This is a genomic window from Enterobacter sp. A103 (assembly GCF_034427535.1).
GTDB classification, from domain to species: domain Bacteria; phylum Pseudomonadota; class Gammaproteobacteria; order Enterobacterales; family Enterobacteriaceae; genus Enterobacter; species Enterobacter asburiae_B.
Genome location: NZ_JAXQPQ010000006.1, coordinates 101,174 through 123,958 on the forward strand (window position 1 = coordinate 101,174; position 22,785 = coordinate 123,958).

At 57.9% G+C, this 22,785-nt stretch carries 24 protein-coding genes; 11 read left to right on the forward strand and 13 right to left on the reverse strand.

Features of this window, described 5'->3' with window-relative positions:
* Genes SPH27_RS16960 through acpT form a run of 5 tightly spaced genes read left to right on the forward strand, consistent with a single transcriptional unit; the run spans nucleotide 1 to nucleotide 4,214 of the window.
* Nucleotides 1-1,170 carry a beta-ketoacyl-[acyl-carrier-protein] synthase family protein gene (locus SPH27_RS16960; protein WP_182071608.1) on the forward strand — a complete coding sequence of 390 codons (1,170 nt, stop codon included), beginning with the start codon at nucleotides 1-3 and terminating at the stop codon, nucleotides 1,168-1,170.
* Nucleotides 1,167-1,640, forward strand: coding sequence for a 3-hydroxy-fatty acyl-ACP dehydratase (locus SPH27_RS16965; protein WP_182071609.1), 474 nt, complete (start codon nucleotides 1,167-1,169; stop codon nucleotides 1,638-1,640). The genes SPH27_RS16960 and SPH27_RS16965 overlap by 4 nt, the downstream gene beginning before the upstream one ends.
* A complete protein-coding gene (locus tag SPH27_RS16970; protein ID WP_032662188.1) occupies nucleotides 1,637-2,368 on the forward strand; it encodes a 3-ketoacyl-ACP reductase FabG2 in 732 nt (243 codons plus the stop codon). The genes SPH27_RS16965 and SPH27_RS16970 overlap by 4 nt, the downstream gene beginning before the upstream one ends.
* Nucleotides 2,365-3,594 (forward strand): beta-ketoacyl-ACP synthase, encoded by a 1,230-nt coding sequence (locus SPH27_RS16975; RefSeq protein WP_182071610.1) that lies wholly within the window; start codon nucleotides 2,365-2,367, stop codon nucleotides 3,592-3,594. The genes SPH27_RS16970 and SPH27_RS16975 overlap by 4 nt, the downstream gene beginning before the upstream one ends.
* A 2-nt stretch (nucleotides 3,595-3,596) precedes the next feature.
* Nucleotides 3,597-4,214 carry a 4'-phosphopantetheinyl transferase AcpT gene (gene acpT, locus SPH27_RS16980; protein WP_047059880.1) on the forward strand — a complete coding sequence of 206 codons (618 nt, stop codon included), beginning with the start codon at nucleotides 3,597-3,599 and terminating at the stop codon, nucleotides 4,212-4,214.
* Here the strand turns inward: acpT and arnF are convergent.
* From arnF to SPH27_RS17020, 8 genes are all read right to left on the reverse strand, one after another.
* Nucleotides 4,162-4,551 carry a 4-amino-4-deoxy-L-arabinose-phosphoundecaprenol flippase subunit ArnF gene (gene arnF / locus SPH27_RS16985; protein WP_047646803.1) on the reverse strand — a complete coding sequence of 130 codons (390 nt, stop codon included), beginning with the start codon at nucleotides 4,549-4,551 and terminating at the stop codon, nucleotides 4,162-4,164. The genes acpT and arnF overlap by 53 nt on opposite strands.
* Complete coding sequence (gene arnE, locus SPH27_RS16990; protein ID WP_029740670.1) at nucleotides 4,548-4,883, reverse strand: 4-amino-4-deoxy-L-arabinose-phosphoundecaprenol flippase subunit ArnE; 336 nt, start codon at nucleotides 4,881-4,883, stop codon at nucleotides 4,548-4,550. The genes arnF and arnE overlap by 4 nt, the downstream gene beginning before the upstream one ends.
* On the reverse strand, nucleotides 4,883-6,538 hold the full coding sequence (gene arnT / locus SPH27_RS16995; RefSeq protein ID WP_182071612.1) for a lipid IV(A) 4-amino-4-deoxy-L-arabinosyltransferase: 1,656 nt from the start codon (nucleotides 6,536-6,538) through the stop codon (nucleotides 4,883-4,885). The genes arnE and arnT overlap by 1 nt, the downstream gene beginning before the upstream one ends.
* Nucleotides 6,535-7,437, reverse strand: a complete 903-nt coding sequence (gene arnD / locus SPH27_RS17000; protein ID WP_058842007.1) for a 4-deoxy-4-formamido-L-arabinose-phosphoundecaprenol deformylase — start codon at nucleotides 7,435-7,437, stop codon at nucleotides 6,535-6,537. The genes arnT and arnD overlap by 4 nt, the downstream gene beginning before the upstream one ends.
* Nucleotides 7,434-9,416, reverse strand: coding sequence for a bifunctional UDP-4-amino-4-deoxy-L-arabinose formyltransferase/UDP-glucuronic acid oxidase ArnA (arnA, locus tag SPH27_RS17005; protein WP_182071613.1), 1,983 nt, complete (start codon nucleotides 9,414-9,416; stop codon nucleotides 7,434-7,436). The genes arnD and arnA overlap by 4 nt, the downstream gene beginning before the upstream one ends.
* A complete protein-coding gene (arnC, locus tag SPH27_RS17010) occupies nucleotides 9,413-10,396 on the reverse strand; it encodes an undecaprenyl-phosphate 4-deoxy-4-formamido-L-arabinose transferase (protein ID WP_182071619.1) in 984 nt (327 codons plus the stop codon). The genes arnA and arnC overlap by 4 nt, the downstream gene beginning before the upstream one ends.
* A 1-nt stretch (nucleotide 10,397) precedes the next feature.
* Nucleotides 10,398-11,537, reverse strand: a complete 1,140-nt coding sequence (arnB, locus tag SPH27_RS17015) for a UDP-4-amino-4-deoxy-L-arabinose aminotransferase (protein WP_023309541.1) — start codon at nucleotides 11,535-11,537, stop codon at nucleotides 10,398-10,400.
* A 326-nt stretch (nucleotides 11,538-11,863) separates the two neighbouring features.
* Entirely contained in the window at nucleotides 11,864-12,367 is a 504-nt protein-coding gene (locus SPH27_RS17020; protein ID WP_008503103.1) for a phenolic acid decarboxylase, read from the reverse strand.
* Between the two features lie 99 nt (nucleotides 12,368-12,466).
* Here SPH27_RS17020 and SPH27_RS17025 point away from each other — a divergent pair, with 99 nt between their 5' ends.
* Together SPH27_RS17025 and SPH27_RS17030 are read left to right on the forward strand one after the other, a co-directional pair.
* Entirely contained in the window at nucleotides 12,467-13,348 is an 882-nt protein-coding gene (locus tag SPH27_RS17025) for a LysR family transcriptional regulator (protein ID WP_033146854.1), read from the forward strand.
* 32 nt (nucleotides 13,349-13,380) lie between these two features.
* A complete protein-coding gene (locus SPH27_RS17030) occupies nucleotides 13,381-14,175 on the forward strand; it encodes an SDR family NAD(P)-dependent oxidoreductase (protein ID WP_045403298.1) in 795 nt (264 codons plus the stop codon).
* A gap of 5 nt (nucleotides 14,176-14,180) precedes the next feature.
* Here the strand turns inward: SPH27_RS17030 and SPH27_RS17035 are convergent, their stop codons facing one another.
* Nucleotides 14,181-14,627 (reverse strand): NlpC/P60 family protein, encoded by a 447-nt coding sequence (locus tag SPH27_RS17035; protein ID WP_223862644.1) that lies wholly within the window; start codon nucleotides 14,625-14,627, stop codon nucleotides 14,181-14,183.
* Between the two features lie 320 nt (nucleotides 14,628-14,947).
* Between SPH27_RS17035 and SPH27_RS17040 the strand changes: the two genes are divergently transcribed.
* The gene (locus SPH27_RS17040; RefSeq protein WP_014885577.1) at nucleotides 14,948-15,610 is read left to right on the forward strand and encodes an HAD family hydrolase; all 663 of its coding nucleotides are present in this window, start codon (nucleotides 14,948-14,950) and stop codon (nucleotides 15,608-15,610) included.
* A gap of 60 nt (nucleotides 15,611-15,670) precedes the next feature.
* Here the strand turns inward: SPH27_RS17040 and SPH27_RS17045 are convergent, their stop codons facing one another.
* Together SPH27_RS17045 and SPH27_RS17050 are read right to left on the reverse strand one after the other, a co-directional pair.
* Nucleotides 15,671-16,696: a TerC/Alx family metal homeostasis membrane protein gene (locus tag SPH27_RS17045; protein WP_024908851.1), complete on the reverse strand. Its 1,026-nt coding sequence runs from the start codon at nucleotides 16,694-16,696 to the stop codon at nucleotides 15,671-15,673.
* 166 nt (nucleotides 16,697-16,862) lie between these two features.
* Nucleotides 16,863-17,261: a potassium channel family protein gene (locus SPH27_RS17050; RefSeq protein WP_182071614.1), complete on the reverse strand. Its 399-nt coding sequence runs from the start codon at nucleotides 17,259-17,261 to the stop codon at nucleotides 16,863-16,865.
* A 317-nt stretch (nucleotides 17,262-17,578) separates the two neighbouring features.
* On the opposite strand from SPH27_RS17050, the gene SPH27_RS17055 reads away from it, so the two are divergent.
* A complete protein-coding gene (locus SPH27_RS17055) occupies nucleotides 17,579-18,913 on the forward strand; it encodes an MFS transporter (protein ID WP_182071615.1) in 1,335 nt (444 codons plus the stop codon).
* A 37-nt stretch (nucleotides 18,914-18,950) separates the two neighbouring features.
* Here SPH27_RS17055 and SPH27_RS17060 read toward each other — a convergent pair whose 3' ends face one another.
* Complete coding sequence (locus tag SPH27_RS17060; RefSeq protein ID WP_182071620.1) at nucleotides 18,951-19,688, reverse strand: IclR family transcriptional regulator; 738 nt, start codon at nucleotides 19,686-19,688, stop codon at nucleotides 18,951-18,953.
* Nucleotides 19,689-19,857: 169 nt separating this feature from the next.
* Here SPH27_RS17060 and SPH27_RS17065 point away from each other — a divergent pair, with 169 nt between their 5' ends.
* On the forward strand, nucleotides 19,858-20,550 hold the full coding sequence (locus tag SPH27_RS17065; RefSeq protein WP_063441593.1) for an RraA family protein: 693 nt from the start codon (nucleotides 19,858-19,860) through the stop codon (nucleotides 20,548-20,550).
* Complete coding sequence (locus SPH27_RS17070) at nucleotides 20,550-21,488, forward strand: NAD(P)-dependent oxidoreductase (RefSeq protein WP_182071621.1); 939 nt, start codon at nucleotides 20,550-20,552, stop codon at nucleotides 21,486-21,488. The genes SPH27_RS17065 and SPH27_RS17070 overlap by 1 nt, the downstream gene beginning before the upstream one ends.
* 32 nt (nucleotides 21,489-21,520) lie before the next feature.
* On the opposite strand, the gene SPH27_RS17075 is transcribed toward SPH27_RS17070, so the two are convergent.
* On the reverse strand, nucleotides 21,521-22,717 hold the full coding sequence (locus tag SPH27_RS17075) for an NAD(P)/FAD-dependent oxidoreductase (protein ID WP_096150772.1): 1,197 nt from the start codon (nucleotides 22,715-22,717) through the stop codon (nucleotides 21,521-21,523).
* Nucleotides 22,718-22,785 lie beyond the last annotated feature (68 nt).

A 22,785-nucleotide genomic window follows, 5' to 3' on the forward strand; every position in this document is an offset into this window, starting at 1 on the left:
ATGATTTATATATCCGCTGTTGGCATGGTCAACGCGCTGGGCAACTCGCCTGACGAGATTGCCGCGAACCTGGCGGCAGGCGTGGCGCCGGGAATGCACGCCCGGACCGGCTGGTTGCAGGGTTTACCCGAAGCCGTACTGGGCGGCGTGGAAGGCGAGCTTCCGCCCATCCCGGACGCCTTCGCCGCACACCGCACCCGCAATAACCAGCTGCTGCTGGCCGCGCTGGCGCAGATTCAGCCCGCCGTTGACGAGGCCATCGCCCGCGTCGGTCGCGACCGCGTGGCCGTGGTGCTGGGGACCAGCACCTCCGGGCTGGACGAAGGCGATGAGCACGTGCGCCACATGGCCCATGGCGAAGCGAGCACGCGCTGGCAGTATCCGCAGCAGGAGCTTGGCGATCCGTCCCGCTTCCTCGCCAACTGGCTTCAGCTCGAAGGCCCGGCCTATACGATCTCCACGGCCTGCTCTTCCAGCGCGCGGGCGATGATCGGCGGCAAACGTCTGATTGAAGCCGGGCTGGTGGACATCGCCATTGTCGGCGGGGCCGATACCCTGAGCCGGATGCCCGTCAACGGCTTTAACAGCCTTGAATCCTTCTCCCCTACGCTCTGCGAGCCGTTTGGTCGCGACCGCCGGGGGATCACCATTGGTGAAGCCGCCGCGCTGATGGTATTGAGCCGGGAGCCCGCGGACGTGGCGCTGCTCGGAACGGGCGAATCCAGCGATGCGTACCATATTTCCGCCCCGCATCCGCAGGGTGAAGGGGCGATAAGGGCTATCGCGCAGGCGCTTAACGAAGCGGATATGCAGCCGCAGGATATCGGCTACATCAACCTGCACGGCACGGCCACGCCGCTCAACGATCAGATTGAATCGCAGGTGGTTCACGATCTCTTCGGGGAAAGCGTGCCGTGCAGCTCAACCAAACACCTTACCGGCCATACGCTGGGCGCCGCCGGTATTACCGAAGCGGCCCTGAGCTGGCTGATTCTGACGCGCGATCTGCCGTTGCCTCCGCAGGACTTCGCCCGCTACGCGCCGGACGACACGCTGGCACCGTGCGGCCTGCTGCACCAGCGAGCCGCTCTGAAAAAACCGGTCATTTTGTCTAACTCGTTCGCGTTTGGCGGCAATAACGCCAGCATCCTGCTGGGGAGAGCCTCATGAGCTACTTATCACCCGAAGCCTATCTGCCGCACGAGGCGCCGATGATGCTGCTGGGGTCCGTTGAGAACGTTTCGGACGACACGGCGGTCTGCCGCGTGGCGGTCAACGGGCAAAGCGTGCTGGCGCCGTTTCTCAACGCCGATGGCGACCTGCCGGGCTGGTACGCGCTCGAGCTGATGGCGCAGACCGTCGGCGTCTGGTCAGGCTGGCATCGCCAGCAGCAGGGGCAGGATCATATCGCGCTGGGCATGGTGCTCGGCGCGCGCGAGCTGGTCTGCGCCAGCGGCTGTTTTACGCAGGGTCTGACGCTGGACATCACCGTTAAGCTGCTGATGCAGGACGAACGCTTCGGCAGTTTTGAATGCGCGATTTCCGCGAATGAAGAGACGCTGGCCACGGGCCGGGTCAACACCTTCCAGCCGAGCGCAGAAGAATTAACATCGCTTTTTAATCAGGGATCTAACGCATGAGTCGTTCCGTACTGGTCACCGGGGCCAGCAAAGGCATAGGGCGCGCCATCGCTCGTCAGCTTGCCGCCGACGGTTTTACCGTAGGCGTGCATTACCATCGTGATGCCGCAGGCGCGCAGGAGACGCTGGACGCCATCACGCAGGCGGGTGGCAACGGTCGTTTACTCGCCTTTGATGTGGGCAACCGCGAACAGTGCCGCGAGGTGCTGGAGCAGGAGATTGAAGCCCATGGCGCATGGTATGGCGTGGTCAGCAACGCCGGAATTACGCGCGACGGCGCCTTTCCGGCGCTGAGCGAAGACGACTGGGACAGCGTGATCCACACCAATCTCGACAGTTTTTATAACGTCATTCACCCCTGCATTATGCCGATGATTGGCACCCGTAAAGGGGGGCGCATTATCACCTTATCGTCCGTGTCCGGCGTGATGGGCAACCGCGGACAGGTGAACTACAGCGCGGCCAAAGCGGGCATTATCGGCGCCACCAAAGCGCTGGCGATTGAGCTGGCAAAACGCAAAATCACCGTCAACTGCATTGCCCCGGGCCTGATTGATACCGGCATGATTGAGATGGAAGAGGCCGCGCTGAAGGAAGCCATGTCCATCATCCCAATGAAACGGATGGGCCAGGCTGAAGAGGTCGCCGGGCTGGCAAGCTATCTGATGTCGGATATCGCGGGCTACGTTACCCGCCAGGTCATTTCCATTAACGGAGGCATGCTATGACGCGTCGCGTGGTGATTACGGGCATGGGCGGCGTGACCGCCTTTGGCGAAAGCTGGCATTCCATTTCCAGCAGGCTGCTGGCGTATGAAAACGCGGTGCGTAAAATGCCGGAATGGCAGGTGTACGATGGCCTGCATACCCTCCTGGGCGCGCCGATCGACGATTTCACGCTGCCGGAACACTATACCCGCAAGCGTATTCGCGCCATGGGCCGCGTGTCGTTGATGTCGACCCGCGCCACCGAGCTGGCGCTGGAGCAGGCGGGACTGATTGGCGAAGCGGTGCTCACCAACGGTCAAACCGGTATCGCCTACGGTTCTTCGACTGGCAGCACCGGTCCGGTCAGCGAATTCGCGACCATGCTCACCGAAAAGCACACCAATAACATCACCGGGACAACCTACGTCCAGATGATGCCGCACACCACGGCGGTGAATACCGGGCTGTTCTTTGGGTTGCGCGGCCGTGTGATCCCGACGTCGAGCGCCTGTACCTCCGGCAGCCAGGCGATTGGCTACGCCTGGGAGGCGATTCGCCACGGGTATCAGACCGTGATGGTCGCGGGGGGCGCGGAAGAATTGTGTCCGTCTGAAGCGGCGGTGTTTGACACGCTGTTTGCCACCAGCCAGCGTAACGACGAACCCAAAACCACCCCTTCTCCGTTCGATACGCAGCGCGATGGTCTGGTCATTGGGGAAGGCGCAGGCACCCTGATTCTGGAAGAGCTGGAGCACGCCAGAGCGCGCGGGGCGACAATCTACGGTGAGATCGTGGGCTTTGCCACCAACTGTGACGCGGCCCATATCACCCAGCCTCAGCGTGACACCATGCAGATTTGCATGGAGCAGTCGCTGGCCATGGCGGGATTAAGCGCCCGGGATATGGGGTATATCTCCGCGCACGGTACCGCCACCGATCGCGGCGATATCGCCGAAAGTCAGGCCACTGCCGCCATCTACGGTGACAGCGTGCCGGTGTCCTCGCTGAAGAGCTATTTTGGCCACACGCTGGGTGCCTGCGGCGCGCTGGAAGCGTGGATGAGCCTGCAGATGATGCGTGAAGGCTGGTTTGCCCCGACGCTCAATTTAACGCAGCCGGATGAGCAATGCGGTGCTTTAGATTATATTATGGGGGAAGCCCGTCAGATTGACTGCGAGTATCTGCAGAGCAATAACTTCGCGTTTGGCGGCATCAACACCTCGATCATCATTAAACGCTGGGCGTAACTATGTACCAGTTTGTACTGGGAAAAATCTCCACCCTTTGCGCGGACCCGCTGGCGTCAGCGCTCGCAGACAGGGCGCCTCAGGGTGCCCGACAGGCCTCCTGGCTGGCCGGGAGAACGCTGCTCGCCAGAACGTTATCCCCTCACCCGCTCCCCGACATCATTTACGGTGAGCAGGGGAAACCGGCCTTTGCGAAGGGAAATCCGCTGTGGTTCAACCTGAGCCACAGCGGTGACGATATCGCCCTGCTGATGAGCGATGAAGGTGAAGTCGGCTGCGATATCGAAGTGATTCGCCCGAGGAAGAACTGGCAGGCGCTGGCTAATGCGGTATTCAGCATGACCGAGCATGACGAGCTGGAGCGTGAAGCGCCCGAGGAACGGCTTTCCGCCTTCTGGCGTATCTGGACGCGGAAAGAAGCGATTGTGAAACAGCGTGGCGGCAGCGCCTGGCAGATTGTCAGCATCGACAGCACGGCGCAGACGCACGCGGTCAGCCAGCTACAGGTCGGCTCGCTGAGCCTTGCCGTCTGCACATCGACCCCTTATACCCTGACCCACGAGTCGATTATTCACGTTGGGACGTTCGGGGCAGAAAAATCACTAACACACCCAGAATAATAAACCCGACGCCCACCAGCCCGTGCCAGGAGAAGCGTTCTCCCCAGCCGGGCAGCAGGATCGCGGCGGCCCACACCAGGATGTAGCTAAGACTCAGCAAGGCATAGGCTTTGCTGAGCGCCATACGGTGCAGCGCCAGATACCAGCAGCCCATGGAGGCCACGTACCCCGTCAACCCCAGCAGCAGCGCGCCCGTGCCGGACGAGAAGTGCCACAGCGCGGAAACAAACACCAGGATCTCACTGACCGGTGGCAATGCCTGCATGGCATTGCGCAGCAGCAGCTGCGCCGCGCTGACTAACAGCACGCTGCATAAGGCCCAGAACGCTCCTTTCACAGGCTCCCTCCCAGCACAATAATCCCAATGATGATGAACCCTACCCCCAGCCAGTGATGCGCAGCAACGTGCTCACGCCAGAACGCCTTCGCCGCCAGCGTCACCCAGACAAAATTGAGGCTCAGCATAGGATACGCAATGCCGACAGGCAGGCGTTGCAGCACCACCAGCCAGACCAGCATCCCGCTGCCCAGCGCCAGCAGTGCCAGGCCAAGCCACAGCGCGATATGCGCCCCACGCCGCCCGGCTTTCGCCGGACGGGTAGCCTGTTTCTGGCACAGCTGCCCCGCGCAGCTGAGCAGGCTTGCCAGTATCAGCCAAATCCAGGTCATCACTTCGGCAGGTACTCCAGCAGGGCCAGACGCCCCTGAATATAGAGATTGTCCGGCTGCGGTAAATTCGCCTGTGAAATATCGTCGCGTTTTGACAGCAGCATGACCAGCGATACGCGCCCCTGCTGACGGTGCTCCGCCAGCCACTGCGCGAAGTCGTCCTCACTGACAAAACGATCTTTCACATCGGGATAATCCAGCCCGTAGCGCAGTTCGCCGCTCTGACCAAACAGCGTGATGTCATTACGCTTCAGCTCCCACGCCAGGCCCGCGGCCACGCCCACGTTATTGGCCAGCACGAATCGGCTTTCCTGAAGCGGCTCGCGCACGGTATCGACCAGCGACTGCGGCTGTTTGGAATCCACCACCAGGTTAGGAATGGCAAAACCAATCAGCAGCGCCAGCCCTGCGGGGCACAGTGCCGCCAGCCACCAGCGCTGCTGGCTCTGTCTGAAGGTAAACCAGCCTACCGCGGCCCAGATGAGGAACGCCACCACCGCACAGAAGACTTTATACAGTTCGACCGACGTCCAGACCGGATGCTTAGACAGTCCCCACGGCGAGACCACCAGCGCCGCCGCCACGCCGATAACGCCAAACGCCAGGTTAATCCCGCCGTTAATGCGTAACGCTCTGGCACCTTTTTCCGCCGCGAGGCAGGCATAGCGCGCCATCAGGATCGCCAGCGGGGCAAAGCACGGCAGGATATAGGTCGGCAGCTTGCCTTTGGCGATGCTGAAGAACAGCAGCGGCATCACCACCCAACCCAGCAGATAGAACCCGCCACCCGCGTTTTGTCGGTCATTCCAGCCGAGACGAATCGCACCGGGCAAAAGCGCAAGCCACGGCAGGCTGCCCGCGATCAGGAACGGTATGTAGTACCAGAACGGGGCTTTGTGCTGCGCGTCGCTCTGGGCAAAACGCTGAATATGCTCAACCCAGAAGAAATAACGCCAGAAGTCAGGCTCACGCTGCGCAATGGCCAGCGCCCACGGCAGAACAATCAGCACACAGCTCAGGATCGCGAGCCAGCCAAAAATCAGCACCTCTTTCCAGCGCTTATGGGCGATTACCCACGGCAGCACGCCAATCACCGGTACCGCCAGCGCCAGGAAGCCTTTGGTCATCACCCCCATCCCGCAGGCCAGCCCAAGCAGCACATAGCCACCCGCTTTTCCTGCAACGGTTTGAGCCTGTGAGGCCAGCCAGAAGCTGCACATCGCCGCCACCAGCCACAGGGTGATGATAGGATCCAGCACCGCATACGTGCCGATGCCATACACCAGGAACAGGGTCATGAAGATAAGACCGGAGAAAATGGCGGTCCGCTTATCTCGCCAGAGACGCCATGCCATCCAGATGACCAGCAGCGCCGCTAACCCGGTTGAGAATATAGATCCGGCGCGCACGGCGAGGTTGGTGTGCCCGAACAGCAACTGCCCGATGCTGTTGATCCAGTAGCCAGCAATCGGTTTTTCAAAGTAACGCAGCCCCAGAAAATGCGGGACTACCCAGTCTCCGGATGCCAGCATTTCGCGGCTGATTTCCGCATAGCGCGTTTCATCAGGCTGCCAGAGCAGACGAATATCGACCGGAATGAGGTAGTAAACGATAAACAGTGCGAGAAGCGCTAAGCCATAACGGGCTGTTTTCATGGGACCGGACTCACGGTTTGTTGATAGCCAAGCCAGCCTTCCCGGCCAGCCATTTCATTACGTACGACTTTGCCCACGGGCAGGGTGCTGAGATCGTCCGGCAGCAGCTCGCTCAGCGGGCAAAATTCAATGCCCTCCTGAGCGGCCATCGTCAGCAGTTCGTCGAAATCATGCTGATACGCAATCCCTTCCACTTCGGCATGGATGGTATACACCGGCGTGCCGGCGTCACGATGGATGCGGTCCAGAATGTAGCGATTGAACTCATCAGCCTTCACCTCGCGCCCGACCACTTCATCCCAGGTGGGAAGCGTAACCGGAATTTGCACCGTTCCGTAGCGATTTTCGCCTAACAGCGGCAAAAAGGGCCCGGTTCCGCGACAGTCGCTGTTGTAGCGAAACGCAAAGGCTTCTTTGGCCTTCACGACGCGCTGATCCGCACGCCATCCCGCCACGGCGGAGCAACGCACGGGCTGACCGGTAATGGCCTCCAGCTCCAGCATCCCACGCTCGACCTCACGGGACAGGCGCGGGATATCCCAGACGCCCGCCCAGGCTTGCCAGGCATGGTGGTCCCAGGCGTGCAGACCCACCTCATGATGCTGCGCCGCCTCACGGATAACGGCTTCATTACCCGCGCCGATACGTCTGCCGGGCCAGGCGGTGCCGGCCAGCAAAATATCCCAGCCGTAGAGGGATGCTGCGCGCGAGCGCAGCATTTTGAACAGAAATGCCGGTTTAATCAGACGCCATAAATGGCGTCCCATGTTGTCAGGCCCCACGCTGAAGAAAATGCTGGAACGCACACCGTGCTTGCTCAGCAGTTCCAGCAGTTTGGGTACGCCGTCACGCGTTCCCCTGAAGGTGTCGACATCAATGCGTAAACCGACTTTTTTCATGAGGCCTGTTCCGACAGCTCCACGGTGCGCAGGAAGAAATCGAGCGTTTCGTCAATGGTCTGCTCCATCTTCACCGTCGGCGTCCAGTTCAGGCAGCGCTTCGCGTTGCGAATGCTTGGCTTACGGTGCTCAACGTCCTGGTAGCCCTTACCATAGTAGCTGCTGCTTTCCACTTCGCGGAAACCGGCAAACGGCGGGAACTTGTCGCGCAGCGGATGGCGCTCAAAGCTGGCCAGCAGCATCTCTGCCAGCTCGCGAATGCTCGCTTCGTTGTCCGGGTTACCGATGTTGATGATTTCACCGTTGCAGCGGTTATCTTTGTTTTCGATGATGCGGAACAGCGCTTCGATACCGTCGCTGATGTCCGTAAAGCAGCGTTTCTGTTTCCCGCCTTCGATAAGCTTAATTGGCGAGCCTTCCACCAGGTTCAGGATCAGCTGGGTGATCGCACGGGAGCTGCCGATACGCGCCGCGTTGAGGTTATCCAGACGCGGGCCCATCCAGTTGAACGGACGGAACAGGGTAAAGCGCAGGCCCTCTTTCTCACCGTAGGCCCAAATCACGCGGTCCAGCAGCTGTTTGGAGACGGAGTAAATCCAGCGCTGTTTGTTGATCGGCCCAACCACCAGGTTGGAGGTGTCTTCATCGAAGTTCTTATCGGTACACATGCCGTACACTTCAGACGTGGACGGGAAGATGATGCGCTTGTCGTATTTCACGCAGTCGCGGATGATCTTCAGGTTCTCTTCAAAGTCCAGCTCGAACACGCGCAGCGGGTTACGGGTGTACTCGATTGGCGTGGCAATGGCGACCAGCGGCAGCACCACGTCGCATTTTTTAATGTGGTATTCAATCCACTCGGAATGGATGCTGATGTCCCCTTCCACGAAGTGGAAACGCGGATTATCGAGGAAACGGCTGATGGCGTCAGAGCCGATATCCAGACCGTAAATCTCGTAGTTATCGTCCTTGAGCAGACGTTCCGTCAGGTGGTTACCGATAAAGCCGTTCACGCCGAGGATCAGCACGCGGGTACGGCGCTTGATGGCAACCACCGGCGCGCTGGTGATCAGCGCCCCGGCCACCAGACCCAGAGACTGCGCCAGCTGCGTGCCCTGAACGTACAGGCCGTTGTCGGTTTGTCCGGTGACGATCTCCAGCGCCTGTTCACCGCAGCTTACAATCAGCGGGGAGACGGAGACGACGGTGCCCGGTTTGGCAGCAGGGATGTCGTCACGCACGCGGGATTTCCAGACGATAAATTTGCTTACGCCCGCAAAGCTGTACGCGCCCGGCCACGGGTCGGTTACGGCGCGCACCAGGTTATGCAGCTGGCGGGCAGGCTTGTTCCAGTCCAGACGACCATCTTCCGGCGCGCGGCGGCCAAAGATGCTTGCCTTGCTCTCATCCTGCGCGGTCTCGCTGAAGGTGCCGTTGAGGATGCCTGGAAGGGCATCACGCAGCAGCGTCTGTGCCGTTGCATTCAGCTTTTGATGCAGCAGCAGCGCCGTTTCGTCCGCATCAATAGCGACCTTCTGCTGTGCCACGATAGCGCCCGCATCCGCACGGCGCACCATGCGGTGCAGCGTCACGCCCGTTTCCGTTTCACCGTTCACCAGCACCCAGTTTAGCGGAGCGCGGCCGCGGTAGGCGGGCAGCAGAGAACCGTGAAGATTAAAGGCGCCTTTTGCGGCCAGACCTAAGATCTCGTCAGAGAGCAGGTTGCGATAGTAGAACGAGAAGATTACGTCAGGCGCGAGCGCGCGGATGCGATCCACCCACAGCGGGTGGTTGACGTCGTCCGGTGCATAAACCGGGATCCCACGCTCGGCGGCGATACGCGCCACGGAGCCAAAAAAGTTATTCTCTCCGGTCGTGTCCGGATGGGTAAAGATTGCCGCAATGTCATAGCCCGCTTCCAGCAGGGCCAGCGTGCCCGTGCACCCCATATCGTGATAGGCAAATACAACAGCTTTCATGGGTGAATTTCCTCTTGAGATGCTTTGTGTTCCTGACGGACAACACGTTGAATAAAGTAGCGCGGACGCGCGCGAACATCGTTATAGATACGGCCAATGTATTCACCGAGAAGGCCCATCCCGACAAACTGGGCGCCGATGAACATAAACAGCACGGCAAAGAGCATGAAGACCCCTTCCGCCGCCCACTGCGGGCCAAAGACCAGGCGCAGTACCACCAGCAGAACGGACAACGCAAACCCGGCCACGGCGATGATGCTGCCGAACACGCTCAGCAGACGCAGCGGCGTGGTGGTCAGGCAGGTGATGAGGTCATACATCAGGTTGATGAGACGCATAAAGCTGTACTTCGATTCCCCGTGCTCGCGCTCGGCGTGCAGAACCGGAATCTCCGTTGCCTTGCGGGCAAAGGTGTTGGCGAGGATAGGAATAAAGGTGCTGCGCTCATGGCAGTGCAGCATGGCGTCGACAATATGGTGGCGGTAGGCGCGCAGCATGCAGCCGTAATCGCCCATCGCTTTACCGGTCGTGCGCTGGATAAGGCGGTTGATGGTGCGTGAGGCCAGCTTGCGGAACAGACTGTCCTGACGGTTCTGACGTACCGTGCCGACCACGTCATAGCCTTCATCGGCTTTGGCGACCAGGCGCGGGATCTCTTCCGGCGGGTTTTGCAGGTCAGCGTCCAGGGTGATGACCAGATCGCCCGTGACGTGGCTAAACCCCGCCATAATCGCCGAGTGCTGGCCGTAGTTGCGGTTGAGCAGCACGGCAACAATATGGCTGCCTTCGGCCTGCGCGGCCTCGGTCAGCATCAGCGCGGAATTATCGCTACTGCCATCATCTACCAGCAGAATTTCATAAGCCTTGCCCATCGTGTCGCAGGCGGCGGTTGTACGGCGGATCAGTTCGGGCAGGCTCTCCTGCTCGTTATAAACCGGGATTACCACGGAAACTTTTTGTACAGGCGGTGCACTGAACATATCAATGTCCTGCAAGCTGATGGAGTGCGGTAATGACGCGGGTTGTGTCGTCATGAGTCATGTCCGGGAAAAGAGGGAGAGAACAAATACGCGCGCTATTCCATTCAGAATTCGGGAGCGATACATCAGGAAAACGCTCGCGGTAGTATTTTTGGGTGTGCGCCGCGCGGAAGTGGAGGCCGGTACCGATGCCTTTCTCTTTCAGCGCCGCCATCAGGTTGTCGCGGGAAATTCCGCAGCGCGCTTCGTCAACGCGAATAATAAACAGGTGCCAGGCGTGCACGTGCGGCCATGACGGAATGGTGAGCGGCTGGAACGGCGTATCGGCAAGCTCACGCAGGTAGCGTTCAGCAATTTCCTGGCGGCGTCTGTTGGCCTCTTTCAGCTTGCCTAACTGCACCAGCGCCAGCGCGGCGTTGATATCCGCCAGGTTGTATTTATAGCCCGGCGCGATCACTTCCGCCTGCGGCGCGCGGCCGTGCGTCTGGCGGTCATAGGCATCTACGCCCAGGCCATGGAATTTCAGGCTGCGGATCCGCTGCGCCAGCTGGGCATTATCCGTGACGACTAAGCCGCCTTCCGCGCAGGTCATATTTTTAATGGCGTGGAAGGAAAAAATCGCGGTCCCTTTCCATCCCACATGACGGTTCTTGTAGTAGGTTCCGGCGGCATGGGCCGCATCTTCAATAACCGGAATACCGTGACGTTCACCGATGGCATGAATGGCGTCGATTTCACACGGCGCGCCAGCATAATGAACGGGAATAATGGCTTTGGTACGCGGGGTAATGGCGGCTTCAACGGCTTCTGGCGTCACCATTAACGTATCTTTGTCCACATCAATCATGACCGGTGTGGCACCCAGCAACACGATCATATTCAGCGTGGATACCCAGGTCTGGGAAGGGGTAATGACTTCATCGCCCGGGCCAATATCCAGCGCCATCAGCGTGACGTGCATACCCGCGGTGGCTGAACAGACGGCAATCGCATGCTGATTCCCGGTAAGCTGACAGAATGCCTCTTCAAGTTCCTGATTCTTAGGCCCAGTGGTGATCCAGCCCGACATCAAAACGTCCTGAAGCGCCGCAATTTCCTCAGCGCCCATCGACGGCCGCGAAAAAGGCAGAAAATCACTCATTATTAATTTCCTTGCAATAAAAATGGCATGTTTTTGATATTAACCAAATGCCAGCCCGTTTATTTCAACGAACCATAAACTTATATCAAAGTAGCTCTCTTTCCTTAGGGAAAAATTAAGACAACGTTTGCAACGTTATAAGACAACTAGCAGCTGGTTGAAAAACAACAAGTTAAATTAATATTAAATATTTTTAATGTGATCTTTCGCAACATTTTGAAATGGATTCATTTAAACCAATCATCAACAAACAAAAAAAATCCCGGCCATTTCAAAATAATATGAAATAGCCGGGAACTTTTCTTTTTAGTTAATTGTCGCGCTTATTAGAGATTATCTGGAAAGTTTTTCGGTAATTCACTGGCCGCACAGGCAATAACGCTTTCATTATTGGCACCGCAGTCGCGCACAAAGGTGATCGTAGCGAATTCATCAATCACTTCCGTTGGATACGCCGGACCCGCATCGCGATAGCTGTTCATCAGCGGAATATGGTCGTTCTGGAAGCAGACGGTTTTTTCCGGGTTGTTCATGACCCAGCGTGGGAAGAAGATGGTGCCGTGGAACAGCTTGTCGCCCAGGTTCACGATCAGGCTGACGTCGGTACCGGTTGGTTCGGTCCAGGAAATTTTATAGATGCTCTCGCCTACCCGCACGATATAAGCCTGCTGATCTTTCACCCAACGGTTGGCCACAAGACCGCTGTGAATACGGTAATCAAGCGTGGTCTCATTTTTTACGTAAATCTCGTAGTTCCAGCCGTTATCGTAGGTATATACAAGATGTTTACCAACAAAGCCGCTTAAGTCGTGTTTGTCGAAGGTGTTCATAAGATGTCTCCTTTGTTTTGATGAGACGATCGTACCCCTTCAAAAAATGAATGAATAACGCTATGTTTTAATCAAATTCATCCAAATTTTAGATAAATCATGCATAAGACGACGCTGGAACAATGGGCTTTACTGGAAAGAGTGGTGGAAGCGGGCAGCTTTGCCAAAGCCGCGGAAGAAACCCACCGCAGCCAGTCCTCGGTGAGCTATAACCTGTCGCTGCTGCAGGAGCGGCTCGGCGTGGCGCTGCTGGTCCCGGAGGGGCGACGGGCGGTGTTAACTCCGGCCGGAGAACTTCTTCTCAACCAGGTTAAACCGCTGCTGAAAGCGTTTTCGTACGTTGAGACGCGCGCAGCGACCCTTCGCAACGGGATGCGAACGCGGTTAGATCTGGTGGTGGACTCCATTTTCCCGCGCCGCCGCCTGTTCGCTATTCTTCGTCAGTTCCAGCAGCAGTATCCGCAGACTCAGGTACGTCTGACCGAGGTGCTGGAAAATACCCGCGCTGATGCCATTAACGACGAAGCCGATGTGATGGTCTTAACCCGCCGCCAGGACATTACCGGGCTCGGAGAATGGCTGATGAATATCGACTTTGTTGCCGTGGCCCATTCCCGGCACCCCTTGTTTCTCCTCGACGCGCCGCTCAATGATGAGATGCTGCGCCCGTGGCCGCTCATCCAGATTGCGGACAGCCAGCCCGCCGCGCGTGCTGCCGGCGAGTCGTGGACCTTCTCCACCATCGATGCCGCGATTGAAGCCGTCGTCTCTCAGGTCGGCTACGGCTGGCTGCCAGAGGAACGCATCCAGACCCAGTTGGATCAGGGTGTACTAAAACGGCTGCCGCTGAGCCACGGCGCGCGCAGGGCAACGCCGCTTCACCTGATTGTTAAACGTTCCCTCGCCCCGCTTGATGAACAGGTTGAGACGCTGTTGCGCCTTTTTAGCCAGGAGCCGTCATCCTCACCTGCTACGCTTTAAGGTCCGAACGTTAAAACGAGAAGGAGCAGATGATGAAAATCGACTTTGCGGGGAAAGTGGCGCTGGTGACCGCCTCAACCGGCGGGATCGGGTTCGCCATTGCCAGAGGTCTGGCAGAAAGCGGTGCGGAAGTGATCGTCAATGGCCGCAGCACTGAATCGGTGAATAAAGGCATTCAGCAGCTCCAGCAGGTGGTGCCGGGCGTACAGGTGCGTGCCGCGATTGCCGATCTCAGCACGGCGGAAGGGGTCGAGTCGCTTCTGAAGGTGGCGAATAACGTCGATATTCTGGTCAACAACGCCGGGATTTACGGCCCGCAGGACTTCTATGCCACCGACGATGAAACCTGGGAGCGTTACTGGCAGACCAACGTGATGTCCGGCGTGCGTCTGTCCCGCGCCCTGCTGCCGGGTATGGTGCAGAAAGGCTGGGGACGCGTGGTGTTTATCTCGTCAGAGTCGGCCTGCAATATTCCGGCGGATATGATCCACTACGGCGTGACCAAAACGGCGCAGCTCTCGCTGGCGCGCGGTCTGGCGAAGTTTGTGGCGGGGAGCGGCGTGACGGTCAACAGCGTCCTGCCGGGCCCGACGATGTCTGACGGTTTCGCCGAGATGATGAAAGATGAAATCGAAAAAACCGGCAAATCGCTGGAGCAGCTGGCGAAAGAGTTTGTGATGGCCAACCGCCCCAGCTCGGTTATCCAGCGCGCGGCCACGGTTGAAGAGGTGGCCAATATGGTGATTTATGTCTGTTCGACCCAGGCCTCCGCCACCTCGGGCGCGGCGCTGCGCGTCGACGGTGGCGTCGTGGATGACATCATCTGACGCTGTCAGGCCGCACTGCCTGCGATGCGACGGGCGGTAATGTAGTGTGCCTGCCAGTAATCATCCGTCAGGGTTGAGACCGTTACGCCCTGACTGGTTGAGGCATGAATAAACTGGTTTTTGCCAATATAAACGCCGACGTGCTTGCGGTTCGGGCCCGTCTGGAAGAAGACCAGATCGCCGGCTCTCAGGCGGTATTGGGCGACCTGCACGCCGCGATGGATCTGTTCACTCGTCGTGCGCGGCAAATTAAGATGCGCCGCATCGGTGAACAGGTGCTGCATGAGCGCGGAGCAATCCACCCCGCGATGCGTGGTTCCGCCCCACCGGTACTGGGTGCCTTTCCATTTCTGGTATTGATCGAGAATACGCGAGCGCAGCGGACCTGTTTCCTGATGCACCAGCGCAGATTTCGCCGGTGATGCCGCCAGCTCGCTGTTCATCGATAACATCGACGCTGAAAGCTGAAAGCTGAACGCAGAAAACGAAGCAAAACTTAACGTGAGGATTGAAATAAGCGATCTAAGAGTCATATCAAGAAAGAAGTAGTGAGTGAGTTTTTCCTTACCTGTGGGGGCCAATGGTTCCCCTAAATATCTTGCGATGTGGCGATAATATAGACAGCTCGTTTTTTCACCAATTGTTATCGAGGCCAAAAATGGACTCACTTTGAGATCGCAAGATCGAGAAAAAAAGAGTGGTGATATAAGGACTGTCCAGCTAAAGCAGGTAAACTGATCCGCAGAATGTGTATTTCAGCTAAGACGTATTTATGACCAATATGATTGCCGACGAGACGGTGGCTAAATCCAGCGTGCTCTCTGTCTTCGACTTTGACGGGACATTAACGCACCACGACAGCTTTATTCCTTTCCTGCGTTTTGCCTTCGGCAAACGTTACTTCGCGGGCCGCCTGGTGCGCATGGCGCTGCCCACGCTCCACTGCGTGCGTCGCAAGCTGACGCGCGATGAGCTGAAGGAAGTGCTGATTAAAACCTTCCTGACGGGCGTGGATGAACACTGGCTGCGCCAGCAGGCGGAAGCCTTTTGCGAAAAATACTGGAACAAGCTGATGCGCCCCGAAGGGGTTCTGGCGGTGGCGGCTGAGGTAAATTCCGGTGCGGAGGTGACCATCTGTTCCGCATCCCCGGCGCTGGTGCTCCAGCCGTGGGCTGATAAGCTCGGCATTAAGCTGATTGGCACGCAGCTGGAAGTGAAAGACGGCAAGCTGACGGGGCGCATCACGGGCAATAACTGCCGCTGCGCCCAGAAGGTGGCAAGGCTGGAAAAAGTATATGGCGATCTGAACGCCTATCACCTGCGCGCCTGGGGAGACACCCGCGGCGACCACGAACTGCTGGCGGCGGCGCAGGATCCGCACTGGCGGCACTTCCATCACCCGCGCAAGCGTCGGAATTCACCGATTAAGGGTTAGGTGCGGTCCGGTGCCCTCACCCCGGCCCTCTCCCACAGGGAGAGGGAGAAAGGCGGTACATCAGGCCTCACGTTTCCCCGGGAACATCACGCTCGCAATAATCCCCAGCGCCAGCACGCCTAATACCACAAACAGACTGGCCGTGGCGCCAATGCTGTAACCGTGATGCCAGAAGTGATCGGTGGCATTTAACCCCAGCTTGAACGCCACGAAGAATAGCAGCAGAACCACGGCTTTCTCGAGGTGCACCAGATACTGCTTCAGCGCTTCCAGCACGAAGTAAAGCGTACGCAGGCCGAGAATGGCGAACATCATGGCGCTGTAGATAATCAGCGGCTCGCGGCTCACGGCAATAATGGCCGGCACGGAGTCAAACGCGAACATGACGTCAGAGAGCTCGACGACGGCTACGCAAAGCAGCAGCGGCGTCGCATAGCGCTTCGCCTTCTTCACGCGTCCGACCATCACGTCCTGGTTTTCCGGTTTCTCCAGCTCCGCATCCACCTCTTTCTGGGTCAGAATAAAGGCGTTGCTGCTGATTTTCGGCCAAACCGGATAGAAGCGCTTCACCAGGCGATAGGCGAGATGACCCGAGTAATCTTCCACTTCGTCACTCTCTTCATTGCGCCTGAGCATCATCACCGCCGTCCAGCCGACGACCAGCGCGAAGATCACCTCAACGTACGGCCCCAGGCTTAACAGGCTGGTGCCGATAGCCACAAAGATGCCGCGGAAGACAATCGCCCCCAGCACGCCCCAGTAGAGCACGCGGTGACGGTACTTATCCGGCACGCCGAACCAGGCGAAGATTGCCATCATCACAAACAGGTTATCGACGGAGAGCACCTCTTCCAGCGCGTAGCCGGTGAGGAACAGGCTCGCCATCTCGGCGCCGTGGTGAACATACAGGAATCCGGCGAAGGCCATCGCCATCATGACCCAGAAAATGGACCACATCGCCGCGCTTTTCAGCGAGACGGGTTTATCGTGACGGTGCATAAAGAGGTCGATAAACATCGCCCCTACGGCCATCACCACAAAGACAACAACGGTTTCCGTCGGGAAACCGAGATGAGCAGCAGACATACAACACCCTTTTGGCAGACAAAACACAACACCATGCAAACTGGCGTAAACCAGGAACAGAAAAGGGCGGGCCGTTAATCAGCCTCTTCGCCCTCAAATTCGCGACCTTCGGGCCGCGCAAGGAGGAGTACTTTACCTTACCAGACGGGGATCGCGCATCTGCCGTTTAGGCGCTCATGCCGCGCAAACGCTGCAGCACCGCCACCAGAACCGCCACAGACCAGCCCACCATCAACGCGCCCACCAGCCCTTCCACTCCGCCGATGAGCCGCCAGTGCTGGGGTAACGTGACGTCGCCGTATCCCACGGTAGCGTAGCTGACCAGTGAAAAATAGAAGCTGGTGTTCCAGTCATTAAACGCGTCGATGACATAATAAAACGCAGCAAACAGTCCGGCCTCAAGGAGGTGGGCGAAGATCATGGAGATGACGATACCGACGTTCCGTAACACGATACGTACCGCAGAATCGACTTCTAACCTAATGAATTTTAAAACGCCAAACATCCACAGCGAATGGATCACTACGGTGAGGGTAAGCAAAATAATAATACTGAGTAGCTGCATGATGCGTGCTCGACCAAAAGGAATCTGGCCCCGCGAACGAGGCGGGGCACCTGGTCGAAGCTTAGTTGAATGACGAGGAAAAGTTGGTGCAATAATTGCGTTGCGTGATTATCTCCTTTGCAGCGTGCCCTCTTTGCGGCTGGTTCGACTGCTGTGAGCGATATATCTGCAGCGCACTATCTGTGAGTCACCTCTTATTTACATCATTTAAACCTTCCATTAACTGGATAAAAATAACGCGCCGTCGCTATAGTGGTTTTGTTTAATAAAACTGAGTTGTACCTAATAAAACAAAGAACAAACCCTGCGAGGACACAATGACAGAACATTTACGTAACGGCGCTACCGCCACCGAGGACATAGAAAGAGAGACGATGCGGAAGGTGATCTGGCGTATTCTCCCGTTTCTGATTGTCAGTTACCTGGTCTCCATTATCGATCGCGGGAATATCGGCATGGCTTCGCTGCAGATGAATGAGGACCTTGGCCTCAGCAAAGCCGCGTTTGGCTTCGCCAGCAGTCTTTATTTCGTGGCCTATTTTTTGTTTGAAGTACCCAGCAACCTGGCCATGCAGAAAGTCGGCGCCCGGCTGTGGATCCCGCGCATTATGATCAGCTGGGGCATCGTCTCCATGTGTATGGCCCTGGTGCAGAACACCACGTCGCTCTATATCGTCCGTTTTCTTCTCGGTGCTGCAGAGGCGGGCTTCTTCCCGGGCGTCGTGCTGTATCTGACCTGGTGGATCCCTTCCCGCTACCGCGCACGCATTATTGCGTCCTTTATGGTCGCCATCCCGCTCGCTAACTTCATCGGCTCCCCGCTTTCCGGGTTGATACTGTCACTGGATGGCTGGCTGGGTCTTCGCGGCTGGCATCTGCTGTTCATTATTGAAGGCTTGCCGGCGGTGCTGCTGGGTATTGCAGCCTGGTTTATTCTCCGGGATCGCCCTCATCAGGCGAGCTGGCTCAGCAGCGAACAGAAAAAGTGGCTGGAAACCACGCTTGAGACCGAGCGCAATCAGCAAAAGAGTATTGGACACCAGACCACGTGGCAGTTGCTAAAGCATCGTCAAATCTGGCTGATGGCCCTGATTTACGCGGGTGCGTCTTCCGCGGGCACCACGATCAGCGTCTGGTCTCCTCAACTGCTGAAATCCTTCCATCTGGATAACCTTGAGACAGGTCTGTTTAACGCCATTCCTTACGGTCTGGCATCGGTTCTGATGATTGTATGGGGACGGAATTCCGATCGTACCAACGAACGCCGCTGGCATACCGCACTCACGCTGTTCATGATTGCCGCAGGTGTGTTCGCCGCCTTTGTAAGCGTCTCGCTGTCTGCCACGATCGTTATCCTCAGCATTATGCTGATAGGCGCTTATTCAATGAAAGGGCCTTTCTGGGCGCTGGCGTCCGGTTGGATGAGCAGTACCTCAGCGGCGGCGGGACTGGCCGCGATTGGCGCCATCGCAAACCTGATAGGCGGGGCGGTGATGGTAAACGCGTACGGCATTATCAATGAGCGGACAGGCAGCTACACGCTGGCAATGCTTCCGCTGGCCGCGCTGTGCGTGGCCGGGGGTATCGCGGTGCTCATTATGGGGCGGCAGGCCCGCCGCGCTCAGCTACACGAAAAACAGGTCACGCATTAACGATGACAGAAGCGGGACATTTGTCCCGCTTCTGCGTTTAAAGATTTTCTTCCGCCGCGTCGCTCGTTTCACCAAAGAACTGCTGACAGAAGGGCTTACTGGCGCCCATTTTCTGCGACAGACGGCTTGCAGCCGCCTTCATCAACTGCCCTATTTCCTTCTCACGACGATCTTCCGTCAGCCGCGAGATGGGGCCGGTCAGGGCTAACGCCGCAACCAGCTTGTCGTGAACGCCGAAGACAGGCATCGCAAACGCAGCGGTATGGGGATCGCGCGCGCCTGACGTGTAGAATGGGAGTTCAGCTTCTCCCTCCGGTAGGCTTTCATTGAGCCCCCAATGGCGTAATACCTTACTGATGGCCGAATTATCGAGCGGGAACTGGCTGCCGGGAAGATTGCTGTGTCGCAGGCCATGCGACGCTTCAGCGCGAAACAGGCAAAGCCGCTGCCCTCCCTCCAGCACATACCAGCTGGCACTCTCCTGAGACGCCAGGGATAAGGCCTGAAGCTCTGGCTGAACCACCCGGGAAAGATGGAAAGATTGTTCATACAGCTTGCCGAGGTAAAGCAGACGTGGGCCCAGCGCATAATTGCCGTCTTCATGCCTGACGACGTAATTCATCCGTTCAAGAGAATTCATCAAGCGGTAAACCGTGGTTTTGTGATAACCCGACAGCTGTGCCAGCGCGGTCAGCGTCAGGCTCTCATCTCCAGGACGGAAGCAATCCAGTAAAGCCAGCGCTTTTTCAACCGCTACAACGCCTTCATTCCCCATCATTATCTCCTTGTTAGCCCGGCAGTGAGTGTACCTCAAATTTTGTGAGTCACTTCGTGTTTACATCACAAACGCCACCTCGGGTCTGGCTAAAAGGAAAGCAACACCGCTATAGTTGTTTTGTTCTGTACACCTGCATTGTACTCAGTAAAACAATATGGAGGTATTTATGTCCGTTACTGAAAAAAAACCGATTAATCGCCATTTCGAGCGCGTTTCTGCCGAGGACGTTCGTCGGGCTGCCGAGTATCAGGCAGCTATTCTGGCCGACGTGGCCGGTCGCCGCGGTACGCTTCATGGCCGCATCAAACCGCTGGCCCCACACATGTCCGTTGCGGGTCCGGCCATCACCGTTGAAGTCCGTCCGGGTGATAATCTGGCGATTCATGCCGCGATGGCGGTGGCGCAGCCCGGCGATGTCCTGATCGTCGATGGCAAAGGCGACCTGAGCTGCGCGCTGCTGGGGGAAATCATGGCCACTCAGGCTCAGGCGAGCGGCATTGCGGGCATTATTATTGACGGGGCTGTACGTGACGCCGACACCCTGAGCAAAGGTCACTACCCCGTCTTTTCTGCCGGTCTGAACCCCTGCGGCCCGACAAAGTTAATTTCTGGCCGGGTTAATCATCCCATTTCAGTCGCCGGGGCGACGGTTCAGGCCGGGGATCTGGTTGTCGCGGATATCGACGGCGTGGTCGTTATCCCGCGCGATGAGGTTCAGGAGGTTATCGCTCTGGCAAAAGAAAAGCTGGAGATGGAGACCCGGCGTCTTGCCGCCATCCGTGAAGGCGATTTACGTCCACACTGGCTTGATGACGCGCTTCGTAAGGCAGGTATGTTGAGCGACGGGGAGACGCTGTGATGGGGGGCAAAGACGTAGTGCTGGTTACCGGAAGCGACCTGGCGGAGCAGGCCATGGTGATGTTACAGGGCTTTGAGGTGGTGTTTGCGGGCCGCCAGCCCACAGAAGATGACCTGATCGCGCTGTGTAAACGACACAATCCTGTGGCGATCCTGGTACGTTACGGCAGGATCACCGAGAAAGTTATGGATGCCGCCCCGTCTTTGCAGGTTATTTCCAAGCACGGAAGTGGGATCGATGTGATAGACCAGACGGCAGCGGCCGAGCGCAACATCGCCGTCCGGGCTGCGCCAGGCGCAAACGCGGCGGCAGTGGCTGAACATACCTGGGCGCTTATCCTCGCCTGCGCAAAGTCAGTGGTGCCTCTGGACAAGCGGCTGCGAGACGGGCACTGGGATAAGGCGACGCATAAATCCATTGAACTGGAGGGCTTAACGTTAGGGCTAATTGGGTTGGGTGCTATCGGCTCGCGCGTGGCGACTATTGGTCATGCTTTCGGCATGAAGGTGCTGGCTTACGATCCCTATGCTAAGACTATGCCTGCCCTGTGCGAACGCGCAGAAACGCTGAACGGACTTCTTTCCCGTTCCGATGTCATCTCTTTGCACTGTCCGCTGACCGATGAGAATCGGGGGATGATCAATAGCGAAACGCTCGCACACTGCAAGCGGAACGCAATTCTGGTCAATACGGCACGCGGTGGGCTGATCCACGATGAGTCGTTACTGGCGGCGCTCAGGGATGGCAGGCTGCACAGCGCCGCGCTGGACAGCTTTACCCACGAGCCGCTGACCGCGCCGCACCTCTGGCAGTCCGTAGAAAACGTGGTTATTTCACCGCATATTGGCGGCGTTACCGCAGCGTCATATATCAGGATGGGGACCGTGGCCGCGAGCAATATTCTTGCTGTGACAGACGTCACCACCGTCAGCTCGTAAAGCCAACCGTGACGAGTGGCTGTGCTCTTATGTCACTTGTCTTCTGCCAGCGCCTGAGCACACGCCCAGGCACTTGCCCATGCCCACTGGAAGTTGTACCCGCCGAGCCAGCCGGTCACATCCATCACTTCGCCAATAAAATAGAGCCCCGGCACGTTGCGCGCCTCCATGGTGCGGGACGAAAGTTCATTCGTGTCGACGCCACCCAGCGTCACTTCTGCGGTGCGGTAGCCTTCGGTGCCGTTTGGCTGAACGCGCCAGGCTGTCAGGGTCTCGACCAGCGTTTCCTGCTCGCGGCTGTTAAGCTGCTTGAGCGACACGTCCGGGATCTGCCCCAGCGCCTGCAAACATTCCACCAGACGTTTTGGCAGCTGCATTGCCAGGGTGTTTTTCAGGCTTTGATTCGGGTGCGCGGTACGCTGCTCGTTAAGGAACGCGTCGAGATCGCAATCGGGAAGCAGGTTAACCGTGACAAACTCCCCCGGCTGCCAGTAGCTGGAGATTTGCAGTACCGCCGGGCCGGAGAGGCCGCGATGGGTAAAGAGCAAATTTTCACGAAACACCGTCCCGTCTTCGGCGGTAATGACGGAGGGAACAGACACGCCGGACAGCGTCTGAAGCTGTTCAAGAAGCGGTTTATGCAGCGTAAACGGCACCAGCCCGGCGCGCGTGGGCAAGACTTTCAGGCCAAACTGTTCGGCAATCTTATAGCCGAACGGGGAGGCGCCCAGCCCCGGCATAGACAGGCCGCCGCTGGCGATCACCAGGCTGTCAGCGCTGACGGTTTCACCATTTAACTGCAGCGTATAGCCCTGGTCGTCGCGGGCGACCTCCAGCACTTCCGTGCGCAGGCGCATGACGACGCCGCCCTTCTCGCACTCGGCCACCAGCATATCGACAATCTGCTGCGCGGAGTCGTCGCAGAACAGCTGCCCCAGCGTCTTTTCATGCCACGCGATACCGTGCTTACCCACAAGGTCGATAAAATCCCATTGGGTGTAGCGCGCCAGCGCAGATTTACAAAAATGACGGTTTTGGCTCAAATAGGCCGCGGGTTCAACATACAGATTAGTAAAGTTGCAGCGCCCGCCGCCGGACATCAGGATCTTACGGCCGGGCTTTTTACCGTTATCCAGCAGCAGCACGCGACGACCCGCCTGTCCGGCCATTGCCGCACAAAACATACCCGCCGCACCGGCGCCAATTACCACGGCATCAAACCTTTCCACGTCAAAACCCTCTTTGTTAACTGCCGCGGATTGTAAAGTTTCCTCTGTGGTCACACCAGCGTAAAAAG

Bases quoted from the DNA above. Each gene is read 5' to 3' on its own strand.
- SPH27_RS16975 (WP_182071610.1), top strand. From the start codon at position 2,365: ATGACGCGTCGCGTGGTGATTACGGGCATGGGCGGCGTGACCGCCTTT.
- SPH27_RS17070 (WP_182071621.1), top strand. From the start codon at position 20,550: ATGGGGGGCAAAGACGTAGTGCTGGTTACCGGAAGCGACCTGGCGGAG.
- arnD (WP_058842007.1), bottom strand. From the start codon at position 7,437: ATGAAAAAAGTCGGTTTACGCATTGATGTCGACACCTTCAGGGGAACG.
- arnC (WP_182071619.1), bottom strand. From the start codon at position 10,396: ATGTTCAGTGCACCGCCTGTACAAAAAGTTTCCGTGGTAATCCCGGTT.
- SPH27_RS17025 (WP_033146854.1), top strand. From the start codon at position 12,467: ATGCATAAGACGACGCTGGAACAATGGGCTTTACTGGAAAGAGTGGTG.
- arnB (WP_023309541.1), bottom strand. From the start codon at position 11,537: ATGAGTGATTTTCTGCCTTTTTCGCGGCCGTCGATGGGCGCTGAGGAA.
- SPH27_RS16965 (WP_182071609.1), top strand. From the start codon at position 1,167: ATGAGCTACTTATCACCCGAAGCCTATCTGCCGCACGAGGCGCCGATG.
- SPH27_RS17020 (WP_008503103.1), bottom strand. From the start codon at position 12,367: ATGAACACCTTCGACAAACACGACTTAAGCGGCTTTGTTGGTAAACAT.
- arnT (WP_182071612.1), bottom strand. From the start codon at position 6,538: ATGAAAACAGCCCGTTATGGCTTAGCGCTTCTCGCACTGTTTATCGTT.
- SPH27_RS16960 (WP_182071608.1), top strand. From the start codon at position 1: ATGATTTATATATCCGCTGTTGGCATGGTCAACGCGCTGGGCAACTCG.
- SPH27_RS17035 (WP_223862644.1), bottom strand. From the start codon at position 14,627: ATGTTATCGATGAACAGCGAGCTGGCGGCATCACCGGCGAAATCTGCG.
- SPH27_RS17065 (WP_063441593.1), top strand. From the start codon at position 19,858: ATGTCCGTTACTGAAAAAAAACCGATTAATCGCCATTTCGAGCGCGTT.
- SPH27_RS17050 (WP_182071614.1), bottom strand. From the start codon at position 17,261: ATGCAGCTACTCAGTATTATTATTTTGCTTACCCTCACCGTAGTGATC.
- arnA (WP_182071613.1), bottom strand. From the start codon at position 9,416: ATGAAAGCTGTTGTATTTGCCTATCACGATATGGGGTGCACGGGCACG.
- SPH27_RS17060 (WP_182071620.1), bottom strand. From the start codon at position 19,688: ATGGGGAATGAAGGCGTTGTAGCGGTTGAAAAAGCGCTGGCTTTACTG.
- SPH27_RS16970 (WP_032662188.1), top strand. From the start codon at position 1,637: ATGAGTCGTTCCGTACTGGTCACCGGGGCCAGCAAAGGCATAGGGCGC.
- SPH27_RS17040 (WP_014885577.1), top strand. From the start codon at position 14,948: ATGACCAATATGATTGCCGACGAGACGGTGGCTAAATCCAGCGTGCTC.
- acpT (WP_047059880.1), top strand. From the start codon at position 3,597: ATGTACCAGTTTGTACTGGGAAAAATCTCCACCCTTTGCGCGGACCCG.
- SPH27_RS17030 (WP_045403298.1), top strand. From the start codon at position 13,381: ATGAAAATCGACTTTGCGGGGAAAGTGGCGCTGGTGACCGCCTCAACC.
- arnE (WP_029740670.1), bottom strand. From the start codon at position 4,883: ATGACCTGGATTTGGCTGATACTGGCAAGCCTGCTCAGCTGCGCGGGG.
- SPH27_RS17055 (WP_182071615.1), top strand. From the start codon at position 17,579: ATGACAGAACATTTACGTAACGGCGCTACCGCCACCGAGGACATAGAA.
- SPH27_RS17045 (WP_024908851.1), bottom strand. From the start codon at position 16,696: ATGTCTGCTGCTCATCTCGGTTTCCCGACGGAAACCGTTGTTGTCTTT.